Source organism: Amycolatopsis sp. NPDC114505 (genome assembly GCF_055633615.1).
In genome coordinates this window covers 452,599-475,527 of record NZ_JBVKDV010000006.1, presented here as the reverse complement: position 1 = coordinate 475,527, position 22,929 = coordinate 452,599, and the positions used below count along the sequence as shown (strand labels likewise).

The window sequence follows — 22,929 nt, the reverse complement described above, 5'->3', positions numbered from 1 at the left end:
CGCGCATGACCTCGCGGCGTCGGCCGCTGAGAGTCCGCAGCCGGCGCCGCGCAGCGCCAGCGTCATTGCGTTCTTGATTGATGCGACGCTCGGTATCCGGAAGTGACACCTAGTTGGTCGCATATCTCCCGCTACGCGTCCACCCCCGAGTTTCGATACCACTGTAGGTAGAGATCGAACTACTGAGGACCATTCTTTCGTGTCGCAGTCGAAGTGGTCACAGAGGTTACCGAAGTTGTTAGGCTGCCAGCCGACGCGAACTCGTTCTGCTTTCAATGAAGTGCCGGAGGTGCGCGGCATGGCACTCGCAACCCCGCCTGGCCTTTTCACCGCCCGGACGTGGCGGCTCCCGGTCGCCTCCCCGGCGCGGATCCACAACGCCGCCCACGGCGGAACCGACAACTACGAGCTCGACCGCGAAGCACTGGCCGCCCTCGAAGAGACCGCACCCGGCTTCACCGAACTGCTGCGCGCCACCCGCGCCTGGCACGTCCGGGTCGTGCGTCACCTCGCCGGCCGCGGCATCGACCAGTTCCTCGACCTCGCCGCCGGCCTGCCGCACGCCCGCGAAAACACCCACCAGATCGCCCAGCGCCACAACCGCGACGCGACCGTCGTCTACACCAACACCCACCCGCTGCTGCTCAGCTACGGCCGTGCGCTGCTGGACGACAACGACGCCACCCACATCGTGTGCGGCGACCACCTCGATCCCCACCGGCTGCTCGACAGCGAACAGCTGTGGCCCGCCCTGGATCCGCGCCGCCCGGTCGCGGTGCTGATGACCCGCGGCGTCCAGCACGAACTCGACGACCACCGCCTCGGCGCCGCACTGGCCGGCTACCGCACCCTGCTGGCACCAGGATCGGCACTGGCGCTCAGCGGCTGGGTCGAACCCGCGCGGAACCGCGACCTGACGCGCTCGGTCGAGCGGGTGTGGCACACCCACTCCGGCCAGCGCGTCCGCTGCCGGACCGTCGCCGAGCTGCGGCGGCTGTTCGACGGCTACGACGTCCTCGCCCCCGGAGTGGGTCCGGTGCAGGACTGGTGGCCCGACGGACCGCAGCTGCGCCCGGCCGGCGCGGCGATGAGCCTCAGCCACGGAGGAGTCGGCATCATCGCGCCTTGATCCGCACACGTGGTTCGCAACCTCGCCCGGTCGGCCCGTCCGGAACCTTTCGGGCCGATCAGGCCTTGCGGGCGACCGCACCGGCGATGAGCCACTGCGATCCCCGGCTCACCAGCTCCAAGCCCGGCAGCAACTCGCGGACCTCCGCTTCGGTCCGCGCGGTCGCACCGCCGAGCGTTCCCTTCGCCACGGCCTCCTCGAAACGCGGCCATCGTCTCGTGGTCGCCACGGCAACGCGCCGTCGCGGGCAGGAACGATCAGCGCGTCGGGGTCCTTGTCGCCTCCCGCACCCAGTGGTGAGGCGACGTCCACCCGGGCTCTGTCACCGGCCAGCGAGAACCGGCTGGCGCAGCGACGCTTGGCGGGCGTCTCGGACGGTCCGTGCGGCGATGAGGCCGCTGCCGAGGACGAGGTGGCCGATCATGATCGGGTAGATCGCGGCGCGTTCGAACAGGCCGATGTTCCACGCCCAGCCGCTGAACACGTCGGCCATGAAGGCCGCGAACGCGATCAGCCCGAAGACGCCCAGCGCGATGCTCGCGACGCGGCGGCCACGACCCAAACCGATTCGGGTGGCACTGACGCCGACGGCGATCGCCATGAGGTTCCCGGCCAGCATCACGCCTTGCGCACCGTAGGTGTGGAAGACGATCAGGCCGTTCGCGACGTTCGCGTTGGACCCCTGGAAGATGCCGACGAGAGAGACGCCGACACCGGCCAGGACCGCCAGCACGACGATCACGATCGGCCGCGCGCCTCCGCGCAGGTCGAAGGTGAGCACCGCGCCAGCGATCAGCAGGATGCCGTAGAGCACCCAGCCGATGTCCATCACCGCCCCCAGCGGGGAGTTCCCGACTTGTCCGAACGCGACCTGACTCGGGCCGGTCAGGCCGAGGTGGCTGACCCAGTTGTAAAACGGCGAGTAGTGCGGCTCCTGCCAGGCCGACGCCGTAATGAGCTCGGCCACCCACGACACCAGCGGGCCGATGAAGAGCAGGACCGCTCCGAGGCGGGCAGCCGCGCCGGAGCGCACGATCGGCGTCACTTCAGCGCCATTCCCGGGACCCGAGCGCGGATCGCGTCCATGGTCGCCTCGTCCGAGACACCCTGCCAGTCGTACCGCGGCGCGTAGGGAGCGGTGAGCGCGCGGACGTCCTCGTCGGTGAGCTCGACGTCCAGCGACGCGATCGCATCGTCGATCTGCTTGACCGAACCGGCACCGACCAGCGGAGCGGTGACGACCGGCTGGCGGTGCAGCCACGCCAGAGCGATCGAGGCGCGGCTCACTCCCTGGTCGGCCGCGACCTTGCCGACCGCGTCGATGATGGCGTGGTTCGACGCCTCTTCCGCGGGCGAGTAGAGCAGGTCGGCGTAGCCGCCGTCGGTCTCCGAGCGAGCGGTCGACTTCGCGTCATCCCACGCGCGAGCGAGCCGGCCACGGGCCAGAGGGCTCCAGATGATCGTGCCGACACCCTCGTCGAGGCATAGCGGGATCATCTCGCGCTCTTCTTCGCGGGCGAGCAGGTTGTAGTGGTCCTGCATGGACACGAACCGCGCCCAGCCGTGCTGCTTCTGCAGGTGCAGGGCCTTGGCGAACTCCCAGGCGAACATCGACGACGCGCCCAGGTAGCGCACCTTGCCTGCCTTCACCAAGTCGCTGAGCGCTTCGAGGGTCTCCTCCAGCGGCGTCGCATGGTCGTTGCGGTGCACCTGGTAGAGGTCGATGTAGTCGGTGCCGAGGCGCCGCAGGGAGTGCTCGACCTCGGTCATGATCGCCTTGCGCGACAACCCTTTCCCGTTCGGCCCCGGGCGCATCGGGTGACGCAACTTGGTGGCGATCACCACGTCGTCGCGGTCGGCGAAGTCCTTCAGCGCCCGGCCGAGAATCTCTTCGCTCGACCCATTCGAGTACATGTTCGCGGTGTCGAAGAAGTTGATGCCCCCGTCCAGCGCGTGCTTGATCAGCGGACGCGCCTGCTCCTCTCCGAGGGACCAGACGGGGTGGCCGCGGTCGGGCTCGCCGTAGGTCATCGCGCCGATCGCGATGGGCGAGACGTCGAGGCCGGTGGTGCCGAGCTTCACGTAGTGCATGGGTGGCTCTCCCTGACGGAGCAAACACGCGGAGGATTCTCCGGATGTGTCCCGAAACTAGCGGAGAGTTCTCCGCATGTCAAAGATGGGGCATCATCGGGGTATGACCGACCAGCCGCCGGGCACCTACGGCACGCAGCGCAAGGCCGCCGCGCGCAACCGTGTCGCGATCATCGAGGCCGCCCACGAACTGTTCGCCCAGAACCCGCTCGTGCCGCTCAGCGAGGTCGCCAAGCGCGCCGGCGTCGGCGCCGGAACGCTCTACCGCCACTTCCCCACCCGCGAAGACCTGATCCTGGCGGCCTACCAGCACGACATCGAACGCCTCACCACCGCCGCCGACGAAGTGCTGGCGCGGCACTCATCGGCCAAGGCCGCCTTCGTCGAGTGGTTCGAAACCTTGTCGGCCTACATCCGCATCAAGCACGGCCTCGGTGACGCCCTGCACAGCGCGGCGGCCCAGGATGTGATCAGCGCCTCGTGGGCGCCGACCACCGCGGCAGTGAAGAAGCTCGTCGACGCCTGCGTGGCCGAAGGCACCATCGCCGCCGGCCACGACCCCGCCGACATCATCATGCTGATGAGCTTCCTCTGGCGAGTCGCCAACAACGACGAAGGCACCGCACAGGGACGGCGGCTGATCGCCGCCGTGTTCTCCGGCCTCGAGCAGACGCCCCGCCCACTGTGAACAGGCGGCGATCCGCTACCTGCGCCCGGCGGCAATGAGGACGACTGTCACAGCGACAGCTTTTGCCGATCATCGTCCCCACGACCACCATCGACATGCGAATTCACCGATTAGCGTGATCTCTTCGAGCGTCACACCCAGGTCGGGCATGAGCGCCGCAGCGACGGCACGAACCCGCACTCTGGACAACGACCTTGTCATGGCTTCCGGTGAGCGCTCAATCCGTCGAGAATGAGTCCAAGCATGGACGCTGACCGGTCCTCGGGCCCCGATGCGGCCCGCCAGAGGGCGCCGGTGAGCTGCAGCGGGCGCGGCGAGCTCGGCTACCCGCCGGCAGTGGTTGTGATCGGTGATGGGCCGGCATGCAAGATCCTCTCGGCGGCAGGCCCGTGGCTGGTCCGCTCGGCGCTGTCAGGTCGCGGCCAGCGGCCGCTGGTGCGGCTGCAGGTGGTGCTGGAACGCGGCGAGGACCAGGGCTGGGGTTTCGCGATCGCCAAAGTGAAGGAGCACCTCCGCAGCACCGGCGACAAAAGCTGACGATTCACCCCGAAGATCCGCTTCGACCGCGCCGGTCTGTGGGAACCCGAAGGGCCCGATCACGGAGGTATCGATGACCGACGCCATGCGCGTACTTGCCCTGGTCTGCACGCTCAAGCCGTCGCCGGCAGACTCCAGCAGCGACCTGATCACCCGCCAGCTGCTGGACTTGTTCGCCGAAAAGGGTGTTCCTGGTGAGGTGGTCCGCGTCGTCGACCACAACGTGCGGCCGTGTGTCGAGGCGGACATGGGCGAGGGTGACGAGTGGCCGCAGATCCGGCAGAAGATCGCCGCCGCGGACATCGTGCTCATCGCTTCGCCGACCTGGGTGGGGCACATGTCCAGCGTCGCCCAGCGCGTGCTGGAACGCCTCGACGCCGAGCTGTCCGAGACCGACGACGAGGGTCGGCCGGCGATGTTCGGCAGGTGGCGATCGCCGCGGCGGTGGGCAACGAGGACGGCGCCCACAAGATCATCGCTGACCTGTTCCAGGCCCTCAACGACACCGGCTTCACCGTGCCGGCTCAAGGCGGGACATACTGGAACGGCGAGGCCATGCAGGGCAAGGACTACAACGACCTCGACGAGACTCCCGAAGGGGTGGCGTCGACAAACGCGACGCTTGTGCGCAACGCCGTTCATCTGGCGCGCCTGCTCAAGGACGCGCAGTACCCCGCATCCTGAATGCACCCGAGCCGGCGAACGCATCAACTTCGCCGTCAGCGGCAGTCCGTGGCCAGTACCGACGAAAGGTGCCGCAGTCGCCGGCCCGACGGCCGTCACGAGGTCCTCACGGGTAAACGTGTTTCAGCTCATCGGCGAACGGACGGCACTCGGGCCACTGGTGCCGCCACCGGCTGGAGAGGTCGTCGTCCGACAAGGGATCACCATTCCGCGGCGCGGTCACGCCGCGTCCCAGCAGGCCGACGGAGTCCGCTGAGCTACGCGCGAAGTGATCCGCGTGCAGCCCATTTATCCACTCACCTGCATGAGTGTGCGGACGGTGCCGTCCGCCGGCGAAGCAACGCCCCGCTCACCCTGGTACCGGCGACGCGACAGCGCGATCAACGATGTGGGAGCGCGACGTGCTGGGCAGCCGGATACTGGGTAGATGGTGACCGGTGAACGCGTTCGCGATGTGACTTTCCCCAGCGTCGACGTGGTGCTCTCAGGAACATTTACCGGTCCCGACCGCCGTGACCCGGCTCCAGGGGTGGTCATGGTCGGCGGCTCCGGACCGTCTGACCGCACCAACGACAACTTCTTTCCGCCCATCCGGCGGGGACTCGTGGAAGCCGGGTTCGCCGTGCTCTCGTACGACAAGCGTGGTGTCGGCTCGTCTTCCGGCGACTGGCTCGCGGGAACGATCGACGACTTCGCCGTCGACGCTACGGCCGCACTGGACTTCCTCCGCTGCCAGCCTGGCGTCCAGGCCGAGACCACCGGCCTGTTCGGGCACAGCGAAGGTGGTTGGGTCGTTCTGCGCGCCGCGGCCCGGGGGAACGTGCCCTGGGTGGTCACCAACGGTTGCCCCGGCATGACACCCGCCGCTCAAGACCGTTACGCGCTGGCCACCGCCCTTCAGGCGATCGCCGGGATCACGCCCCATGACGCCGAGATGACCCTGGCCGTGTACGACCGACTCGTCGAAGCCGGTCGGCGCGGCGCCGACTTCGACGAAGTGACGCGGCTGGTTCAGTCTTTCTCGATCCCTGCCTCCGCCGAAGACTTGTTCGGCGAATACCGGTCAGAGACCGACGAGAGCCTCTGGGAGTTCACAAAGCGCAAACAAGACCATGATCCGATCCCAGACATGCTGAGTTTGCGCTGTCCGCACCTGGCGACCTTCGGCGGCGCCGACGAACTGGTTCCGGTCGCGGACAGTATCGGCCTGTTCGCCGCGGCCGCCTGCCATGCCGAACGTCATCCGCGAGCAACCCTGACAGTCGAGCTGTTTCCCCATGCTGACCACCGCGTTCAAGTGCACGGTGGGACCGCTTTGGTACCCGGCTACGTCGAAACCTTGGTCCGGTGGATCACCGGGCGGCGCGACACCAGTTCGCAGAGCTGAACGCAAGCTCATCGAGATGAGCGTACGTCCTGGGAGCGCAGCGCGCCCTGCGGCCGGTCTGACGCCGGAGCTGCGGCGTTAATCGTTGCGCGGACCGGACTCCGTCCGCCGTTCGCGGGATGCCCGCAGAACAGCGATGATTTCTCTTGCGCGAGAAGATCCCTGCCGCAGGAATTCCTTGATGTTGCCCGCGTAGTTGTTCAGCACGAACCGTATGGTCGGTTCGCCTGGCGGCAACGTCACTCCAATGTACTGCTCGTAAGCCCACTTGGTTTCCCACATCGCGCCGTCATCGCCGACTCCCCATGAGTGCTGCCGCCAAAGCCCGTCGGCCAAGGCGTAGCCCGTGCCGACGGCATGGATATCGCGGTCGAACCACAGCTGCGCAACATGCGAGTGACAGTCTCCGTCCTGCTCGAGGGACTTGCTGGGCTGCTCCTGCAGCACGCCACCTTCAAGCAGAAGACCAAGGTCCGGGTCGGGCTCGGTGGGGGGAACGACCAGATCACCGCCGTATGTCAAGACCGTCCGGCACCACCTCCGCCAATCGTCATGAAGCTTCTCGTCGTAGGCAGCGACCCGTGCGCGATAGAGCGCCGGCAAGTGATCGCGTTCTCTCGTCATGCGGCGAGCCTAAACTCCGACCCGCGGCGACGGCACTTGCTGTATCAGCATCCGCTCATCGGCTACTTAAGACTGGGCGACAGGACCAGGTCTGGCCAGACTCTGGTCCAGGTGCTCGGCGAGTCGCTCGCTCACAGCGGCTGCCCGCCAGCGTCATTGGCGTGGCTCTCTCATGGCATGCGTCTCACCGAGCACCGCGCGAGGAGTGGCTGGAAAGGGGTCTGCCCAGCTCGAAGTAGCGGTGCCCTCCTTGCTGACATCGTCGCGTCGAGGCAAGGAAACGGCATGCCCGTGATTATTGGAATGGATCCGCATAAGCGTTCGGCCACGATCGAAGTGATCAACGAACTCGGCGACAGGATCACGGCCGGGAAATTCGGCACGAATCAGGTCGGATATGCCGAGATGCTGACCGCCGGACGCCGATTCAGCGACCGGGTGTGGGCGGTCGAGGGCTGCAACGGCGTCGGCCGGCATATCGCCCACCGGCTGGTGCACGACGGCGAGACCGTCCTGGACGTGCCGGCGAAGCTGTCAGCGCAGGTACGGGTGTTCGCCACGGGCAACGGTCGCAAGACCGACCCGGTCGACGCGCACTCGGTGGCTCTGGTCGCGCTGCGGACCCCGAACCTGGTCCGAGTCCAACCCGACCCGGAGCTGGTCGTGATGGGCATGCTGGTCGACCGTCGCGACGAACTCGGTCGCGCCAGGACCCAGACTGTCAACCGTCTCCACCGGCTGCTCACGGAACTGTTTCCGGGCGGAGCGAAGAAGTTCCTGTCCGCGACGCAAGCCCGCGCGCTCGTCGCGACGATCAAACCACGCGACATCGTGGGCAAGACCCGCCGTCGGCTGGCGGTCGAGCTGATCACCGAGCTCGAGACCATCGACAAGAAGACCAAGGCTGCGGACAAAGATCTCCGCGAGCTGGTCGTCGCCCGCGGATCCACGCTGCTCGACCTGCACGGCATCGGCCCGTCCGGCGCCGCGCGGCTGCTGGCCGACGTTGGTGACATCCACCGGTTCGGCAACCGGGATCGGTTCGCGTCTTGGAACGGCACCGCGCCGCTGGACGCATCCTCGGGAGAACAGCAACGGCATCGCCTGTCCCGCGCCGGCAACCGCAGGATCAACCGGACACTGCACATCATGGGCATCGTTCAGCTCCGCAATCGCACCGCCGGCCGCGTCTACTTCGACGGCAAGAAAGCCGCGGGCAAGACCTCGATGGAAGCGATGCGCGCCCTGAAACGACGCTTATCGAACGTCGTCTACGCCCGCATGCTCGCCGATCAGAACCGACGTGAGGCGGCAGGCTCGGGAGGGCACTCGGGGACGACTCTGCAATCCAGCGTGACCGGCCTGACCCCGGACACCGGCCCTTCGGACAAGCCACAACCCGAACCTGCCGCCAGTCAGCTTACCCCCGTCAGAGCCGCCCCTTGACATAAAGGGGAGCCATGAGCGGACGTTCGATTGGGTGTCGCTCGACGACCGGCTATGGCGCTCACGAGGACAGCGCTCAGGTCATGGCTTTCGTCAGTGGGCGAGCTTGCCACCCCGTGAGCGGCGCTGCGCCGATCAGGCCCCGTCGTCTGCTTGTCCATGCCATTTCGTGGTCACGTCGGCCGTAGTCCTGTGTAGATGATCTCAAGTGTGCGGCGCCGGAGGTCCGCATCCCAGCCTGCGCGCAGCGCGCCACACGGCGGCCCGTCTGTGGCGCGACGACCTCGCATACGCCGAGCGCCGGTACGCGCTGCGGGCCTGAAGCGGCGTTTCTCCAGGCTCCGGTCACGAGGTCCGTCTGGTGCGTTGGGATGTTCTGGAACGCCATGCCAGGCCGGCGAGCACCGCGAATACCACCAGGGTGGCCAGGTGCAGGACGACGTCCGCCCAGTTGAGGTTCAGCCGGTCGCCGGTGCCGAGGATGAGCACGAGCAGGCTGTAGGCGTTGAGGCCGGCGAACAGCACGATGCCGGCCAGCGCGTAGAACGTCGTTCCGGACACGTTTCTCGCGGCGACCACGCCTGCCAGGCCGACAAGCACGTGCAGCACGTTCAGGATCGGTCCCACGCTGAAGATCACCAGCGTGTACTGGGTGGCGTGCACCCCGAACGGGCCGGCGGGCGTCGATCCAGCGTTGCCCGGGACGAAGAAGCCGGCGATGCCCAGCACGAGGTAGAGGACACCGATCACCAGCGACACGCGCGGGGAAGTCACTGGCCCAACGCCGTCCGGATGACGTCGCGAGCCCGGTCCATGATTGCCGCGGGCGGGCCCAGCAGCAGGTTGGCCTTCGCGCTCTCCACGCCCGGGTGCGGTCGCGTCGGGGCCACCGCCTCGGCCAGGAGGACGGTCGCCGCCATGGCCCGCAACCGCTCGGGAGCGTGGTGCGCGCGCAGGAGCGGGAACTCCTCTCGTTCCTCGTGCTCCGCGTGCGCGAGTACGTCTTCGCGCAGCTGGACCAGCAGAGTGTCGAACCCGTCGGCATCCGGGCCCATCTTCTGCAGCGTGGTCAGCAATTCCTTGGCCCGGTGCTCCTCGCCGAGCCGGGCCTCGACGACGGACTCAGCCGCCGGATCGAGATCGCGGCTCTCGGGGTGCACGACCATTTCCTCGGCGGTCTCGTGCACGGCGGTTTCCAGTTCGGCGAACATCGCGCGGATCTCCGCGTGCTACCGCTGCAACAGAGCGATGACATCCTCATCGCGGTCCGCCATGGAAACTCCTCTTCAGGTCTCGGGTGGGCACGGCGATACGCGGTCCCGTCTCCGGTACCCGCGGGCCTACCCGGTAAACGAGGTCAGGTGAGCTTGTTCTTCGCCGACTTGGCCTTTCCCTTCAACGTTCCGACAGCGTCCGTCGTCGGCGAATAGGTGCTGCAGAGCACCTACACGCCGCTCCAAAACGCCAAGGGCACCGCGAAAGGCAAAATCAAGGCCAACACCAAGAAGAAATTACACGGAGATTCTCGGCTGGTCCCGCTTCCCGCCCGGAAGCGGGACCAGCCGTCGTTTCCCAGCCGACCCCTTTCAGCCGAGCAGGTCGAAGGCGCGCAGGACAAAGAACGCGGCCACCCCGATGACGATGATCCCGACGGCGATCAGCGCGACGACCGGCACCGTCCTCGACGGCATCGGCTGCGGGTGGGAAAGGCCCGACGTCTGGCCGGCGTCCGGCGGAGTGTCCCCCGGTGCGACGGATCCGCCCGCCTCCAGGCCTGGCACGTCCTCCGGCTCCGGTCCCGGCGCGGTCACGAGGGGGTTCCGAGGCCGGTCGGTTCTTGGGAAAAGTTCATCGGTACCACCTGTTCTCGACGCATTTCGCTTCCGCCGGGCACGGTCAAGGTCGTTCATTCACACCGGTCGCCACTTGTCGCACCCACGCAGCGCCGGACGGGACACGGTCCCGGGGTCAGTGGAACTCCGGGAGCACGTGCTCCTGCCAGCCGCGGAAGAACGCGTCGTGGTCCGGGCCGATCTGCTGGACATACACCTCGTCCACCCCGGCTTCGACGTACTGCCGGACCCGGTCCACGTGGGCCTTCGGGTCGTCGCCGCACACGATCGCCTCGGCTACGGCGTCGCGGGACACCAGCTCCATCGCCGCCGCGAAGTCCTGCGGCCGCGGCATCACCTGCGCGAGCTGCCCTGGCAGCCCGTCGTTGGCCCACAGCCGGTGCGCGACGTCGAGCGCCGCCTCCGGGTCGGCGTCCCAGCTCACCTTCATCCCCGCCTGCACCAGCTTGTCGCCTCCCCCGGACTCCCGGAACGCGCGGACCAGGTCGGCGTCCGGGGTGACGGTGCAGTAGCCGTCCCCGATGCGGCCGGCCAACTCAGTGGCTTGCGGCCCGAAACCGGAGACGTAGATCGGCACCGGCCGGTCGGGCACCGTGTAGATCCGGGCCTCCTGCACCCGGTAGTGGGCCCCGCGGTGACTGACCCCCTCGCCGCGGATACCCGCCGCGTGCAGCTCGCGGATGACCCCGATCGCCTCCTCGAGCATCTCCAGCCGCTCACCCACCGATGGCCATGGATCACCAAGGACATGCTCGTTGAGCGCCTCCCCCGACCCCACCCCGAGCACGAACCGGCCGTCCAGCTGGACCGCCGCGGTCGCCGCCGCTTGGGCGATCACCGCCGGGTGCAGCCGGATCGTCGGACAGGTCACCGCGGTCGTCACCGGCAGGGAGACCGCCTCCGACAACGCGCCGATCACCGACCAGACGAACGGGCTCTGCCCCTGCTCGTCGTTCCACGGGTGGAAGTGGTCGGAGATCCACAGCCGCTCGAAACCGGCCGCTTCGGCCGCCCGGGCCTGGGCGACCAGCTCACGCGGACCGTACTGCTCGCAGGACAAGAAATACCCGATCGACGTCATGACCGCGTGTACCCGGCGCGCGGCCGGGTAAGCGTCCCGGGCGAGTGACGCGCTTATTTGCCGGACGCAACGATGCTCGCGAACGGGCGGAAAGACGCAGCAGCCTCGGCGAATCGGGCCAAGGCGGCCACCACGCCCGGGCGGACGTCGTCGCCGAGCCGATCGAGCACGGCGGCGAGCACGCGACGGCGCTCGTCGTCGACGCACTCGACGAGCTGCCGGCCCTTCGCCGTGGGCGCCAGCAGCGTCTCCCGCCTGTTCAGGGGGTTTTGCGCCTTTTGCAGCAGCTCAAGGGCGGTGAGCCGATCGCAGGCGCGGGTCACCGTCGACGGGTTCATCGTCAGCTCCTCGGCTACCCGCCCCATGGTGACCGGCGTGCGCTCCCCCACCACGCGCAGCGCGCGGAACTGCGTCAACGTGAGGTGTCCGGTGGCGTCTTCGACCGTCCGGTCCGCGATCGCCACCATCGCGCGCAGCGCCGCCAGCGCGGCGTCCGGCTCGTTCATTTGCGTCACGCAAGCATGCTAGGCGAGAAAGCGGGTATCCGCAGGCGACCACGACGCACGGTTGAGGAGTTCTCATGGCCCAGACGGTCGGCGATTACCTGCTCCAGCGCTTACGCGAGTGGGACGTCGAGCAGGTGTTCGCCTATCCCGGCGACGGAATCAACGGACTCGTCGCCTCCTTCGGCAAAGCGGACAACCAGCCACGCTTCGTGCAAGCACGGCACGAGGAGATGGCCGCGTTTTCGGCGGTCGGGTACGCGAAGTTCAGCGGGAAGGTCGGCGTCTGCATGGCCACGTCGGGCCCGGGCGCGATCCACCTGCTCAACGGCCTCTACGACGCGAAGCTCGACCACGTCCCGGTCGTCGCGATCGTCGGGCAGACCGCACGCAGCGCGATGGGCGGCAGCTACCAGCAGGAGATCGACCTGCAGGCGCTCTACAAGGACGTCGCGAGCGAATACCTCGTCGAGGTCAACGTCGCCGAGCAACTGCCCAACGCGCTCGACCGCGCCATCCGCACCGCGCAGTCGTCCCGCTGCCCCACCGCGCTCATCATCCCCGCCGACCTGCAGGAAGAGCCTTACGAAGCGCCCAAGCACGCCTTCAAGCAGGTACCTTCCAGCCCGCCGAGCACGTCCTGGCCAGCGCCGGTCCCACCCGAGCACGACCTCGACGCCGCCGCCGAAGTGCTCAACGCCGGCGAGAAGGTCGCGATCCTCGTCGGGCAAGGCGCGCGCGGCGCAGCCGAGGAGGTCCGGCAACTCGCCGAGATCACCGGGGCCGGCGTCGCAAAGGCGTTGCTGGGTAAAGACGTACTGTCCGACGAGCTGTCCTACGTCACCGGCGCGATCGGGCTGCTCGGCACCCGGCCCAGTTACGAGCTGATGCGCGACTGCGACACGCTGCTGATCGTCGGCTCCAACTTCCCGTACAGCCAGTTCCTGCCGGACTTCGGCCAGGCGCGCGCGGTGCAGATCGACCTCGACGGCCGGTTCATCGGGATGCGCTACCCCACCGAGGTCAACCTCGTCGGCGACAGCGCGGCCACGCTGCGCGCCCTGCTGCCCAAGCTCACCGCCAAACCGGACCGCTCGTGGCGCGAGACGATCGAGAAGAACGTCGCTTCCTGGTGGGACACGGTCGAGAAGGAAGCCGCGGTGGACGCCGACCCGGTGAACCCGATGGCGATCGTGTCCGAGCTGTCCAAGCGGATCCCGGAGAACGCCATCGTCACCGCGGACTCCGGCTCCTCCACCAACTGGTACGCCCGCAACCTCCGCATCCGCGGCGACATCCGCGGGTCGCTGTCGGGCACACTGGCGACCATGGGCCCGGGCGTCCCGTACGCGATCGGGGCGAAGTTCGCCCACCCCGACCGGCCGGTGATCGCCCTCGTCGGCGACGGCGCCATGCAGATGAACGGCCTCGCCGAGCTGATCACCATCGCCCGCTACCAGAGCCTGTGGACCGACCCGACCTGCGTCATCTGCGTCTTCCACAACAACGACCTCAACCAGGTCACCTGGGAGCTGCGCGCGATGGGCGGCGCACCGAAGTTCGAGGAGTCCCAGAGCCTGCCGGACGTCGACTACGCCGGCTTCGCGCTCTCCCTCGGGCTGACGGCGGTCACCGTCGACAAGCCGGACCAGCTCGTCGCGGCCTGGGACACCGCGCTCGGCGCGGGCAAGCCGGCCGTGCTCGACATCCGCTGCGACCCCGAGGTCCCGCCGATCCCGCCGCACGCGACGTTCGAGCAGATGAAGTCCGCCGCCCAGTCGGTGCTCAAGGGCGACCCCGACGCGTTCCACCTCGTCGTGCAGGGGGTCAAGACGAAGCTGCAGGAGTTCCTGCCCGGCCGGAAGAACTGATGACCACGATCGAGCAGGTCCGTGCCCGGGCCTACCGGGTGCGTGCTCCGGCGCCCGAAGCCGACGGCACCCTCGCCTGGGACGCCACCACGATCGTCGTCGTGCACGTCGACGCCGGCGGAGTGCGCGGGCTCGGCTGGACCTACGCCGACGCGGCCTGCGTACCGCTGATCGACGGCGTGCTCGCCGCGGCCGTGCGCGACCGCCCGCTGCTCGATGTGCCCGCCTGCTGGGCGGCGATGCAGCACGCCACCCGCAACCTCGGGCGCCACGGCCTGGTCTCCTGCGCACTATCAGCGGTCGACATCGCACTGTGGGACGCCGCCGCCCGCTCACTCGGGGTGCCCGTCTGCCGGCTGCTCGGCCGGGTGCACGACGACGTCGCGGTATACGGCAGCGGCGGCTTCACCACGCTCACCGACGGTGAGCTGATCGCGCAGCTGGACCACTGGGTGCGCCGGCAGCGCATCCCGCGCGTGAAGATCAAGATCGGTGAGTCGTGGGGCACCCGCGTCGCCCGCGACCTGGAACGGGTGGCCGTGACGCGGGACAAGGTGGGCGACGAAGTCGAGATCTACGTCGACGCCAACGGCGCCTACTCCCCCCGGCCAGGCCCGCCGGGTCGCCGAGCGGCTCTTGGAGTGGGGCGTCACGTGGTTCGAGGAACCTGTCTCCAGCGACGACCTGCCCGGGCTCGCGGCGACGCGATTCCCCGGCGGGCCGGACATCGCCGCCGGCGAGTACGGCTACGACCTGCCCTACTTCGTGCGCATGCTGCCGGTCGTCGACTGCCTGCAGGTCGACGTCACCCGCTGCGGCGGCTTCACCGAGTGGCGGCGAGCCACCGCGCTCGCCGCGGCGGCGAACCGCGACGTGTCCGCCCACTGCGCCCCGAACCTCTCGGCGCACGCCGCGGTGGCCACGCAGAACTTCCGGCACATCGAATGGTTCGCCGACCACGACCGCATCGAACGCCTGCTCTTCGACGGCTGCCTCGACCCCACCGGCGGCACGGTCACCCCCGACCTGACCGCGCCCGGCCACGGACTCACCTTCCGCGCCGACGTCGCGGCCGACTACTCGATCTGAAGGAAGCCCGATGGGACGTACCGAACTCCCCGACCCGATCGTGCGCCGCCCGGAACGCGCCGAGATCGACCTCGACGGCCTGGTCGCGGCCCTGCACCGCCGGGTCGGTGGCGAAGTGCGGTTCGACGACGGCACCCGCGCCGCCTACTCCACCGACGCCTCCAACTTCCGGCAGGTACCCCTGGGCGTCGTCCTCCCCCGCACCCCGGACGAGGCGGTCGAGGCGCTGACGGTGGCACGGGAGTACGGCGCGCCGGTGCTCTCCCGTGGCGGTGGGACGAGCCTGGCCGGCCAGTGCACCAACACCGCCGTGGTGCTCGACCGGTCGAAGTACTGCACGAAGCTCGAGTCCGTCGACACCGAGGCGCGCACGTGCGTGGTGCAGCCGGGGATCGTCCTCGATGAACTGAACCGGCAGCTCGCCGACATCGGCCTGCGGTTCGGCCCGGAGCCGGCGACGCACATGAACTGCACCCTCGGCGGCATGATCGGCAACAACTCCTGCGGCGCCACCGCCCAGCGGACCGGCAAGGTCGTCGACAACATCGCCCGCCTGGAGGTGCTCCTCGCCGACGGAACCCGTTTCTGGTGCGGGAAAACCACCGACGAGGAGTACGCCGCGATCGAACGCCACGGCGACGCGCGAGCCGCTGTCTACCGGCAGCTCCGGCGCTTGCGCGAGGAGTACGGCGACGAGATCCGCCGCCGGTTCCCCGACATCCCGCGGCGCGTGTCGGGCTACAACCTGGACTCCCTGCTACCCGAACACGGCTTCGACGTCGCGGGCCTGCTGGTCGGGTCCGAGTCCACTTTGGTCACCGTGCTGCGCGCCCAGCTCAAGCTGGTGCCGGTGCTCCCGGAACGCACCCTGGTCGTGCTCGGCTACCCCGACATCGCCACCGCCGCCGACGCCGTGCCCGCGATCCTCCCGCACGAACCGATCGCCCTCGAAGGCGTCGACCACAAGCTCATCCGCGACCAGCAGATCAAGCACATGAACCCGCAAGCCCTGCAGGAGATGCCCGAGGGTCGCGCGTTCCTCATGGTGCAGTTCGGCGGCACGTCCACCGACGAGGTCGAACGCCGAGCCCATCGGATGCTCGACGCGTTGCACGACAACGAGCACGAAGCCGACGTCGCGTTCCTCGACGACCCCGCCCGCGAGACCGAACTGTGGCAAGTCCGCGAAGCCGGGCTCGGCGCCACCGCGCACGTCCCCGGCAAGGCCGACACGTTCGAAGGCTGGGAAGACTCCGCTGTCGCACCCGAACGACTCGGCGAGTACCTGCGGAAGCTCACCGCGCTGTACGAAGAATTCGGGTACGCCGGCGACACCGGGCCGAGCCTGTACGGCCACTTCGGCCAAGGCTGCGTCCACACGCGCATCCCGTTCGACCTCTACAGCGCCGACGGCGTCGCCACCTACCGCCGGTTCATGGAACGCGCCGCCGACCTCGTCGCGTCGCTGGGCGGCTCGTTCTCCGGTGAACACGGCGACGGCCAGTCCCGCGGCGAGCTGCTGCCCAAGATGTTCGGCACCGAGCTGGTGACCGCGTTCGGCCGGCTCAAGGCGATCTTCGATCCCGGCGACCGGATGAACCCCGGCAAGGTCGTCGCGCCGTACCGGCTCGACGAGAACTTGCGCCTCGGCGGCGACTGGTCGCCGGCCGACCCGCAAGCCCTGCACTTCCGATTCCCCGACGACGGCGGCTCGTTCGCCCAGGCCGCCAACCGCTGCGTCGGTGTCGGGCGGTGCCGTCAGCACACCACCGAAGGCGGCCAGGTCATGTGCCCGTCCTACCAGGTCACCGGCGAGGAGGAGCACTCCACGCGCGGGCGGGCGCGGCTGCTGTTCGAAATGCTCGACGGGCACGGCGACAGCCCCGTCACCGACGGCTGGCGCTCCACCGAGGTCCGCGACGCCCTCGACCTCTGCCTGTCCTGCAAGGGATGCAAGACCGACTGTCCGGCCAATGTGGACATGGCGACGTACAAGGCGGAGTTCCTCTCCCACCACTACGAAGGCCGTCCGTGGCGGCGGCCGCGGTCGGACTACACGATGGGCTGGCTGCCCGCCTTCGCCCAGGTTGTGAGCCGGTTGCGAGCCGGAAAGCTGGTCAACGCCCTCACCCACGCGCCCGGCCTGGCCCGGCTGGCCACGCTCGCCGCCGGCGTCGCGCACCGGGAAGTCCCGTTGTTCGCCGGGGAAACGTTGCAGCAGTGGTTCGCGCGGCGCGGACCATCCGGCACCGGTGCCCGCGGCACGGTGCTGCTGTGGCCCGACACCTTCACCAACTCGTTCCACCCCCACGTCGGACAGGCCGCGGTCCGGGTGATGGAAGACGCCGGCTGGCGGGTGACCATGCCGTCGGCCGCCCCGTGCTGCGGGCTCACCTGGATCTCCACCGGACAGCTGGGCGTCGCCAAGCACATCCTCGCGCGCACCGTCCGGGAGCTGGCGCCGCACCTGCACGAGGGCGGGCTCGTCGTGGGTCTCGAGCCCAGCTGCACCGCGGTGTTCCGCTCGGACGCCGCCGACCTGTTCCCGGGCGACCACGACGTCCGAAGGCTGCGCGCGCAGACCGTCACCCTCGCCGAGCTGCTCACCGAGCACTCCCCCGGCTACCGGCCGCCGCGACTCGACGCGAAAGCCATCGCGCAGGTGCACTGCCACCAGCACGCGATCATGGGCTGGGACGCCGACGAGAAACTGCTCAAGGCCGCCGGCGTCGACGCCGAGCACCTCGACTCCGGCTGTTGCGGCCTGGCCGGCAACTTCGGGTTCGAGAAGGGCCACCTCGAGGTCAGCGAGGCGTGCGCGGAGCGAGTCCTGCTGCCCCGGGTCCGCGAGGCGCCGGCGGAGACCGCGGTCCTGGCCGACGGGTTCAGCTGCCGCACCCAGATCCACCAGCTCGACAGCAACGGCCGCGAAGGCGTCCACCTCGCCGAACTGCTCGCCACCGCGCTCGACGACGAGCCCACCCGCCCGGCACCACCGAAGCTCCTGCCCGGGCTCGCCCTCGCCGCAGCCGCCCTGGGGATCGCCGTCGCCCGCCGGAGGACGCGATGAGGACGCGGCAGATCGCGACCGCGCGAGCCGTGTGGGGCGCCACGCTCCTGCTTGCCTCTCGCTCGGTCCCTCACGATCGGCACGGACTCGCGGTTGTCGCGGCCGGCCTGGGCGCGCGGCACTTGGCGCAAGCCGCCCTCACTCTGCGACGGCCGGACGGCGCCTTCGCCCGCCGGGCGTGGACGGTCGACCTCACCCACAGTGTCAGCATGCTCGCCCTGGCCGCGTTGTCCCCGCGGTGGCGGCACCTCGCCTTGGCCAACGCCGCGGGCGCGGCCACCTGGACGTGGGCGGCTAAGCGAGCACGGTAGAGAGGAGAAACCCATGTCAGAAAACAAAACCCAGAACCGGGTCGTCGTCGTGACCGGAGCCAGCGGCGGCATCGGCCGCGCGGTGGCCCGGGCCTTCGGCGGCCAGCAAGCGCGTGTCGCGCTGCTCGCGCGCGGCGAGAAAGGCCTGAAGGCGGCCGCGGACGACATCCGCGCCAAGGGCGGCACCGCCCTCGCCATCCCCACCGACGTCGCCGACTTCGAGCAGGTCGACGCGGCCGCCGACCGGGTCGAACGCGAGCTCGGCCCGATCGACGTCTGGGTGAACGTCGCCTTCACCTCCGTCTTCGCCCGCTTCGCCGAAATCCGGCCGGAAGAGTTCCGCCGCGTCACCGAGGTCAGCTACCTCGGCTACGTGCACGGGACGATGGCCGCACTCAACCGGATGAAACCCCGCGACCACGGCACCGTGGTGCAGGTCGGCTCGGCGCTCGCCTACCGCGGAATCCCCTTGCAGAGCGCCTACTGCGGAGCCAAGCACGCCCTGCAGGGCTTCCACGAATCGCTGCGCTGCGAGCTGTTGTCCGAGCGCAGCAAGGTGCACGTGACGATGGTGCAGATGCCCGCGGTCAACACCCCGCAGTTCTCCTGGGTGCTGTCCCGGCTGCCGCACCACGCGCAACCGGTCGCGCCGATCTACCAGCCCGAGGTCGCCGCGCGCGCCGTGCTGCACGCGGCAGACCACCCGCGCCGCCGCGAGTACTGGGTCGGGGCCAGCACCGCCGGCACGCTCATCGCGAACGCCGTCGCGCCCGGACTGCTCGACCGCTACCTGGCCAACACCGGCTTGCGGTCCCAGCAGACCTCCCAGCGCAAACCCGCTGACCAGCCGGCCAACCTGTGGAAACCCGCCGACGGGCCGGGTGGCCACGACTACGGCGCCCACGGCGAGTTCGACGGCAAGTCCACCCCGCGCAGCCTCCAGCTGTGGGCCAGCCAGCACCACGGCCTGCTCGCCGCCTGCGGTGGCGCGCTGGCCGCGGCCGGGCTGGCGGTATGGCGACAGGTCCGGCGGTGACCGGCTTCCCACCGCACGTCCTGCGCGAGTACGCCCTGCTCGCCGACGGGGAGCGCGGCGCGTTGTGCGGGCCGCGCGGCGACATCGCCTGGCTGTGCGCGCCCGGCTGGGCCGACAGCGCCGTTCTGTCCTCGCTCGTCGGCGGCCGCGGCACCTACTCCGTCAGCCCGGCGGGCACCTACGTCTGGGGCGGCTCCTACGAGCCGGGAACGCTGATCTGGCGCAACCGCTGGGTCACGACCGGCACCGTCGCCGAATGTCGCGACGCCCTCGCCTACCCCGCCGACCCGCACCGGGTCGTCCTGCTGCGCCGCGTCGAGGCGGTCGAGCGGGACGTCCGGATGAGGGTCCACCTCGATGTGCGCGACGGGTTCGGGGCGCGCTCGATGCGCGAGCTCGCCGTCCGCGACGGCGTCTGGACCGCCCGCAGCGGCGACCTGCGGATCCGCTGGACCGGCGCGGCCGCGGCCCGCCCCGGCGACGACGGCCTGCTCCTCGAGTTGCCCGTGACCGGCGGCAGCCACCACGACCTCGTCCTCGAGATCAGCGACCGGAGGCTGCCCGCACCACCCGATCCGGCCGCGCTGTGGAGTGCCACCGAGCACACCTGGCACGCCGCGGTACCCCGGCTCGAGGACACTGTCGCGCCGCGCGACGCCCGCCACTCCTACGCCGTCCTGCGCGGCCTCACGACGACAGGTGGCGGCATGGTCGCCGCGGCCACCCTCGGGCTGCCCGAGCGCGCCGAAGCCGGCCGCAACTACGACTACCGGTACGTGTGGCTGCGCGACCAGTGCTACGCCGGGCTGGCCGCCGCCGTCACCGAGCCGCACTCGCTGCTCGACGACGCCGTCGCCTTCACCACCGCCCGCGTCCTCGAGCACGGCGAAAAGCTCCTGCCTGCCTACACCGCCGACGGCGCCCCACCCCCGGACGAAACCACCCTCGGCCTGCCCGGCTACCCCGGGGGCAACCCGGTAGCGGGCAACCACGTCAACGGCCAGTTCCAGCTCGACACCCTCGGCGAAATGCTGCAGCTCTACGCGGCCGCAGCCCGCCACAACCGGCTCACCCCCGACACCGAACGCGCCGCCGACGTCTGCGTCGACCTGATCGCCCGCCGCTGGAACCAGCCCGAAGCCGGGGTCTGGGAACTGCAGGACGACTGGTGGAGCCACTCCCGCCTGGCCTGCATCGCCGGGCTTCGCACGTTCGCCCGCCACCATACGGCCCGCCGCGGCGCGGAGTTGTCCGGCCTCGCCGACAAGCTGCTGGCCGAAACCACCCGCCGCTGCATCGACCACCGCGGCGCCTGGCAGCGCAGCCCCGCGCTCACCGGCACGGACGCGGCGCTGCTGTTGCCCCCGATCCGCGGCGCGCTCCCGGCCGACGACCCCCGCACTATCGCCACGCTGGAAGCCGTCCACGCCGACTTGTGCGAGGACGGCTACGTCTACCGCTTCGCCTCCGACGACCGTCCCCTCGGCCGGGCCGAAGGCGCGTTCTTGTTGTGCGGGTTCACGATGGCCCTGGCTTGCCGGCAGCAAGGGCGTCACGCCGAGGCGTTCCGCTGGTTCGAACGCAACCGCGCCGCGTGCGGTCCGCCCGGCCTGCTGGCTGAGGAGTACGACGTGCGGCAGCGTCAGCTTCGCGGGAACCTGCCCCAGGCGTTCGTCCACGCCCTGCTGCTGGAAACCTCGCACCGGCTCGCCGACTGACATCTGCGGTCCACTCCGGGAAACCGATGTCCGACGAGCAGCATAAGGGCAGGCGCGACGGTGCTTTGCTGATCGCACACCCGCTATGCGACGTCGCACGGTCGTCCATGTTTGTCACGCTATCGACCGATGCAACGCTCTGTAGCAGAGTACAGCCCCCAGATGGCCGTCGCTCTCCCGATACACGCTCTCTCCCATGATTCGATATCCACTGCCGGTGGAAATTGAGGCACAGAGAAACATGCTTTCGTGTCACGAGCGAAGTGGTCACAGAGGTTACCGAAGTTGTTAGGCTGCCAGCCGGCGTGACCTCGTTCTGCTATACCGAATGCCGGAGGTACTCGGCATGACACTCGCAACATCCCCTGGACTTTTCACCGCCCGGACGTGGCGGCTCCCGGTTCCAGGGTTCCGTCGCCGACGAGCTTCAGCACATCGGGTACGTACGGGCTCGCGTGGGGCGGTCCCACGACAAGATTGACACCCGTGCCGTACTCGGCGAAGTACGACAGACGCGGCTCTCCCCTGAGGATGCTTGCCTCATCAGGCACCGGTGTCGACCCCCGACCGCCGGCTACTGATCGTCGACGTCGAGCCCGCCCAGTGCGTTGCGAGGAACGCGTCTCGGCGTTGCCCGAGAATGTCGGCGTCGAGGTCGGGTCGGCCCTGGTCGTGGAGCGCCGGAACGCAGAACGCCATGTCGGCCAGGGTGCCCAACTCCGCGACGACGTCCCAGTAGGCGAACCGCTCGGCTTGTCGGCCGGCGGCCCACTGCCAGCCCTCCAGCACCTGCTCGGCGGCGGGTATTCCAAACATCAGGGCCGCGTCGAAGCGCGCACCGCCGAGGTCGATTCCCGGCGATCCGGCCCCGGCGCAGTCCCAATCGACCAGGCCGGTGCAGTGGTCACCGGCCCAGAGGGTGTTCCCGAACCACAGGTCACCATGCACGAAGACCGTCGGACCGCCCGGCGCGGGAAGCTGTTCCAGGCATACTTCCGCAGCGGTCAGCAACGCGGTGGTGCTTTTCTCCCGGCGTTGGGCCGCGAAGTCGACGTCCGCGATCGAGCGGGTCCGCAGCGGCAGAGCAGCACGGGGCACCAACGGAACCGCCTGCAGAGCGGCGGCGGTGGCCCCCAGGCCCCGCAGCCCCTCGGTGGAGGCGACCGACGGGATCCGGCTGTGCCCGGGCAGGACGGTGGTCAGCACCGCCAAGACGCCTGATGCGGAACCGTCGGGATCTGTGGCGATCAGGCGGGCCACGGGCAGCCGGTGGTCGCCTGCAACGCGCAGTGCCGCGACCTCGGTGGCAAACCGCTGGCAACGGTCGGGATCAGTAGGGTCCCCGAGTCGCTGCACGGCCGCCTCGACGCGGCCGCCCGATTCGAACGTCAACAACCACGGATTGGCTCCCTGTCGCAGGCCGGTCGTTGTGGCCGCTTGGGTGCCTCCCACCGCGTCGCTCACCCAGCGCTGGACCTCCTCGGACAGCTCGTGCACCGTGATCACACCCCCGTGTCGCGCCTGATATCGAGCGACCTCGATTACACGAGCGCCGCGCGGATCTCGTATGCCGGGCCGCGGGCTCGGCACACGAGATCGTTGGTCTCGATGATCGACGCGTCGAAGGTCAGGCGCGGCGAACTCGGCTACCCGCCATCGCCGGGGACTGCCCCGCAGGGTCATCGGCTCGGCCGGCCCCTGGATGGTCTACCCGCCGCGGCGAGCACGCACTGGCCCGCATCCAGGTGGTCCTGGAGGGCGAAACTATGGCGGACGGCGATATCGCGCTGCTGCTCCGGATCACCCTCGGC

22 protein-coding genes and 2 pseudogenes are annotated in these 22,929 nt (G+C 69.4%); 14 read left to right on the top strand and 10 right to left on the bottom strand.

Annotated elements, in window-relative coordinates:
* Window positions 1–298 precede the first annotated feature (298 nt).
* On the top strand, window positions 299–1,129 hold the full coding sequence (locus ACZ7OU_RS48665) for an SAM-dependent methyltransferase (RefSeq protein WP_470260531.1): 831 nt from the start codon (window positions 299–301) through the stop codon (window positions 1,127–1,129).
* A 58-nt stretch (window positions 1,130–1,187) separates the two neighbouring features.
* Here ACZ7OU_RS48665 and ACZ7OU_RS48660 read toward each other — a convergent pair whose 3' ends face one another.
* The 3 genes from ACZ7OU_RS48660 to ACZ7OU_RS48650 form a co-directional block, all read right to left on the bottom strand.
* The gene (locus tag ACZ7OU_RS48660) at window positions 1,188–1,319 is read right to left on the bottom strand and encodes a hypothetical protein (RefSeq protein WP_470260530.1); all 132 of its coding nucleotides are present in this window, start codon (window positions 1,317–1,319) and stop codon (window positions 1,188–1,190) included.
* 132 nt (window positions 1,320–1,451) lie between these two features.
* Window positions 1,452–2,174, bottom strand: coding sequence for a DUF998 domain-containing protein (locus ACZ7OU_RS48655; protein ID WP_470260529.1), 723 nt, complete (start codon window positions 2,172–2,174; stop codon window positions 1,452–1,454).
* Window positions 2,171–3,220 carry an aldo/keto reductase gene (locus ACZ7OU_RS48650; RefSeq protein ID WP_470260528.1) on the bottom strand — a complete coding sequence of 350 codons (1,050 nt, stop codon included), beginning with the start codon at window positions 3,218–3,220 and terminating at the stop codon, window positions 2,171–2,173. The genes ACZ7OU_RS48655 and ACZ7OU_RS48650 overlap by 4 nt, the downstream gene beginning before the upstream one ends.
* Window positions 3,221–3,323: 103 nt before the next feature.
* Between ACZ7OU_RS48650 and ACZ7OU_RS48645 the strand changes: the two genes are divergently transcribed.
* The 4 genes and pseudogenes from ACZ7OU_RS48645 to ACZ7OU_RS48630 all read left to right on the top strand — a co-directional run bounded on the left by ACZ7OU_RS48645 (window position 3,324) and on the right by ACZ7OU_RS48630 (window position 6,516).
* Window positions 3,324–3,908 carry a TetR/AcrR family transcriptional regulator gene (locus tag ACZ7OU_RS48645; RefSeq protein ID WP_470260527.1) on the top strand — a complete coding sequence of 195 codons (585 nt, stop codon included), beginning with the start codon at window positions 3,324–3,326 and terminating at the stop codon, window positions 3,906–3,908.
* 243 nt (window positions 3,909–4,151) lie between these two features.
* Window positions 4,152–4,445, top strand: coding sequence for a hypothetical protein (locus ACZ7OU_RS48640; RefSeq protein WP_470260526.1), 294 nt, complete (start codon window positions 4,152–4,154; stop codon window positions 4,443–4,445).
* Window positions 4,446–4,530: 85 nt separating this feature from the next.
* Window positions 4,531–5,129 (top strand): annotated as a pseudogene (locus tag ACZ7OU_RS48635) (flavodoxin family protein).
* 427 nt (window positions 5,130–5,556) lie between these two features.
* Entirely contained in the window at window positions 5,557–6,516 is a 960-nt protein-coding gene (locus tag ACZ7OU_RS48630) for an alpha/beta hydrolase family protein (RefSeq protein ID WP_470260525.1), read from the top strand.
* Window positions 6,517–6,594: 78 nt separating this feature from the next.
* Here the strand turns inward: ACZ7OU_RS48630 and ACZ7OU_RS48625 are convergent, their stop codons facing one another.
* Window positions 6,595–7,140: a hypothetical protein gene (locus ACZ7OU_RS48625; RefSeq protein WP_470260524.1), complete on the bottom strand. Its 546-nt coding sequence runs from the start codon at window positions 7,138–7,140 to the stop codon at window positions 6,595–6,597.
* Window positions 7,141–7,425: 285 nt separating this feature from the next.
* Between ACZ7OU_RS48625 and ACZ7OU_RS48620 the strand changes: the two genes are divergently transcribed.
* Together ACZ7OU_RS48620 and ACZ7OU_RS48615 are read left to right on the top strand one after the other, a co-directional pair.
* A complete protein-coding gene (locus ACZ7OU_RS48620; protein WP_470260523.1) occupies window positions 7,426–8,586 on the top strand; it encodes an IS110 family RNA-guided transposase in 1,161 nt (386 codons plus the stop codon).
* Window positions 8,587–8,794: 208 nt separating this feature from the next.
* Complete coding sequence (locus ACZ7OU_RS48615) at window positions 8,795–8,908, top strand: DUF5914 domain-containing protein (RefSeq protein WP_470260522.1); 114 nt, start codon at window positions 8,795–8,797, stop codon at window positions 8,906–8,908.
* Between the two features lie 23 nt (window positions 8,909–8,931).
* Here ACZ7OU_RS48615 and ACZ7OU_RS48610 read toward each other — a convergent pair whose 3' ends face one another.
* From ACZ7OU_RS48610 to ACZ7OU_RS48590, 5 genes are all read right to left on the bottom strand, one after another.
* A complete protein-coding gene (locus tag ACZ7OU_RS48610; protein WP_470260521.1) occupies window positions 8,932–9,360 on the bottom strand; it encodes a DUF4383 domain-containing protein in 429 nt (142 codons plus the stop codon).
* Entirely contained in the window at window positions 9,357–9,797 is a 441-nt protein-coding gene (locus ACZ7OU_RS48605; protein WP_470260520.1) for a hemerythrin domain-containing protein, read from the bottom strand. The genes ACZ7OU_RS48610 and ACZ7OU_RS48605 overlap by 4 nt, the downstream gene beginning before the upstream one ends.
* A gap of 375 nt (window positions 9,798–10,172) precedes the next feature.
* On the bottom strand, window positions 10,173–10,397 hold the full coding sequence (locus ACZ7OU_RS48600; RefSeq protein ID WP_470260519.1) for a DUF6480 family protein: 225 nt from the start codon (window positions 10,395–10,397) through the stop codon (window positions 10,173–10,175).
* Between the two features lie 157 nt (window positions 10,398–10,554).
* Complete coding sequence (locus tag ACZ7OU_RS48595; protein ID WP_470260518.1) at window positions 10,555–11,520, bottom strand: TIGR03557 family F420-dependent LLM class oxidoreductase; 966 nt, start codon at window positions 11,518–11,520, stop codon at window positions 10,555–10,557.
* 53 nt (window positions 11,521–11,573) lie between these two features.
* Entirely contained in the window at window positions 11,574–12,026 is a 453-nt protein-coding gene (locus ACZ7OU_RS48590; RefSeq protein WP_470260585.1) for a MarR family winged helix-turn-helix transcriptional regulator, read from the bottom strand.
* 74 nt (window positions 12,027–12,100) lie between these two features.
* Between ACZ7OU_RS48590 and ACZ7OU_RS48585 the strand changes: the two genes are divergently transcribed.
* The 7 genes and pseudogenes from ACZ7OU_RS48585 to ACZ7OU_RS48555 all read left to right on the top strand — a co-directional run bounded on the left by ACZ7OU_RS48585 (window position 12,101) and on the right by ACZ7OU_RS48555 (window position 21,118).
* Window positions 12,101–13,894 carry a thiamine pyrophosphate-requiring protein gene (locus tag ACZ7OU_RS48585; protein ID WP_470260517.1) on the top strand — a complete coding sequence of 598 codons (1,794 nt, stop codon included), beginning with the start codon at window positions 12,101–12,103 and terminating at the stop codon, window positions 13,892–13,894.
* A pseudogene (locus ACZ7OU_RS48580) lies at window positions 13,894–14,439 on the top strand (enolase-like domain-containing protein); the annotation flags it as partial. The gene ACZ7OU_RS48585 and the pseudogene ACZ7OU_RS48580, both read left to right, overlap by 1 nt.
* Window positions 14,440–14,530: 91 nt before the next feature.
* Window positions 14,531–14,983: an enolase C-terminal domain-like protein gene (locus ACZ7OU_RS48575; RefSeq protein WP_470260516.1), complete on the top strand. Its 453-nt coding sequence runs from the start codon at window positions 14,531–14,533 to the stop codon at window positions 14,981–14,983.
* Between the two features lie 10 nt (window positions 14,984–14,993).
* Complete coding sequence (locus tag ACZ7OU_RS48570; RefSeq protein WP_470260515.1) at window positions 14,994–18,053, top strand: FAD-binding and (Fe-S)-binding domain-containing protein; 3,060 nt, start codon at window positions 14,994–14,996, stop codon at window positions 18,051–18,053.
* On the top strand, window positions 18,050–18,364 hold the full coding sequence (locus ACZ7OU_RS48565; RefSeq protein WP_470260514.1) for a hypothetical protein: 315 nt from the start codon (window positions 18,050–18,052) through the stop codon (window positions 18,362–18,364). The genes ACZ7OU_RS48570 and ACZ7OU_RS48565 overlap by 4 nt, the downstream gene beginning before the upstream one ends.
* Window positions 18,365–18,377: 13 nt before the next feature.
* Entirely contained in the window at window positions 18,378–19,400 is a 1,023-nt protein-coding gene (locus ACZ7OU_RS48560; protein ID WP_470260513.1) for an SDR family oxidoreductase, read from the top strand.
* A complete protein-coding gene (locus ACZ7OU_RS48555) occupies window positions 19,379–21,118 on the top strand; it encodes a glycoside hydrolase family 15 protein (protein WP_470260512.1) in 1,740 nt (579 codons plus the stop codon). The genes ACZ7OU_RS48560 and ACZ7OU_RS48555 overlap by 22 nt, the downstream gene beginning before the upstream one ends.
* Window positions 21,119–21,661: 543 nt before the next feature.
* Here ACZ7OU_RS48555 and ACZ7OU_RS48550 read toward each other — a convergent pair.
* Complete coding sequence (locus ACZ7OU_RS48550) at window positions 21,662–22,615, bottom strand: aminoglycoside phosphotransferase family protein (protein ID WP_470260511.1); 954 nt, start codon at window positions 22,613–22,615, stop codon at window positions 21,662–21,664.
* Window positions 22,616–22,929 lie beyond the last annotated feature (314 nt).

Bases quoted from the DNA above. Each gene is read 5' to 3' on its own strand.
- ACZ7OU_RS48555 (WP_470260512.1), top strand. From the start codon at position 19,379: ATGGCGACAGGTCCGGCGGTGACCGGCTTCCCACCGCACGTCCTGCGC.
- ACZ7OU_RS48630 (WP_470260525.1), top strand. From the start codon at position 5,557: ATGGTGACCGGTGAACGCGTTCGCGATGTGACTTTCCCCAGCGTCGAC.
- ACZ7OU_RS48565 (WP_470260514.1), top strand. From the start codon at position 18,050: ATGAGGACGCGGCAGATCGCGACCGCGCGAGCCGTGTGGGGCGCCACG.
- ACZ7OU_RS48570 (WP_470260515.1), top strand. From the start codon at position 14,994: ATGGGACGTACCGAACTCCCCGACCCGATCGTGCGCCGCCCGGAACGC.
- ACZ7OU_RS48625 (WP_470260524.1), bottom strand. From the start codon at position 7,140: ATGACGAGAGAACGCGATCACTTGCCGGCGCTCTATCGCGCACGGGTC.
- ACZ7OU_RS48590 (WP_470260585.1), bottom strand. From the start codon at position 12,026: ATGAACGAGCCGGACGCCGCGCTGGCGGCGCTGCGCGCGATGGTGGCG.
- ACZ7OU_RS48585 (WP_470260517.1), top strand. From the start codon at position 12,101: ATGGCCCAGACGGTCGGCGATTACCTGCTCCAGCGCTTACGCGAGTGG.
- ACZ7OU_RS48620 (WP_470260523.1), top strand. From the start codon at position 7,426: ATGCCCGTGATTATTGGAATGGATCCGCATAAGCGTTCGGCCACGATC.
- ACZ7OU_RS48645 (WP_470260527.1), top strand. From the start codon at position 3,324: ATGACCGACCAGCCGCCGGGCACCTACGGCACGCAGCGCAAGGCCGCC.
- ACZ7OU_RS48560 (WP_470260513.1), top strand. From the start codon at position 18,378: ATGTCAGAAAACAAAACCCAGAACCGGGTCGTCGTCGTGACCGGAGCC.
- ACZ7OU_RS48605 (WP_470260520.1), bottom strand. From the start codon at position 9,797: ATGTTCGCCGAACTGGAAACCGCCGTGCACGAGACCGCCGAGGAAATG.
- ACZ7OU_RS48595 (WP_470260518.1), bottom strand. From the start codon at position 11,520: ATGACGTCGATCGGGTATTTCTTGTCCTGCGAGCAGTACGGTCCGCGT.
- ACZ7OU_RS48650 (WP_470260528.1), bottom strand. From the start codon at position 3,220: ATGCACTACGTGAAGCTCGGCACCACCGGCCTCGACGTCTCGCCCATC.
- ACZ7OU_RS48665 (WP_470260531.1), top strand. From the start codon at position 299: ATGGCACTCGCAACCCCGCCTGGCCTTTTCACCGCCCGGACGTGGCGG.
- ACZ7OU_RS48640 (WP_470260526.1), top strand. From the start codon at position 4,152: ATGGACGCTGACCGGTCCTCGGGCCCCGATGCGGCCCGCCAGAGGGCG.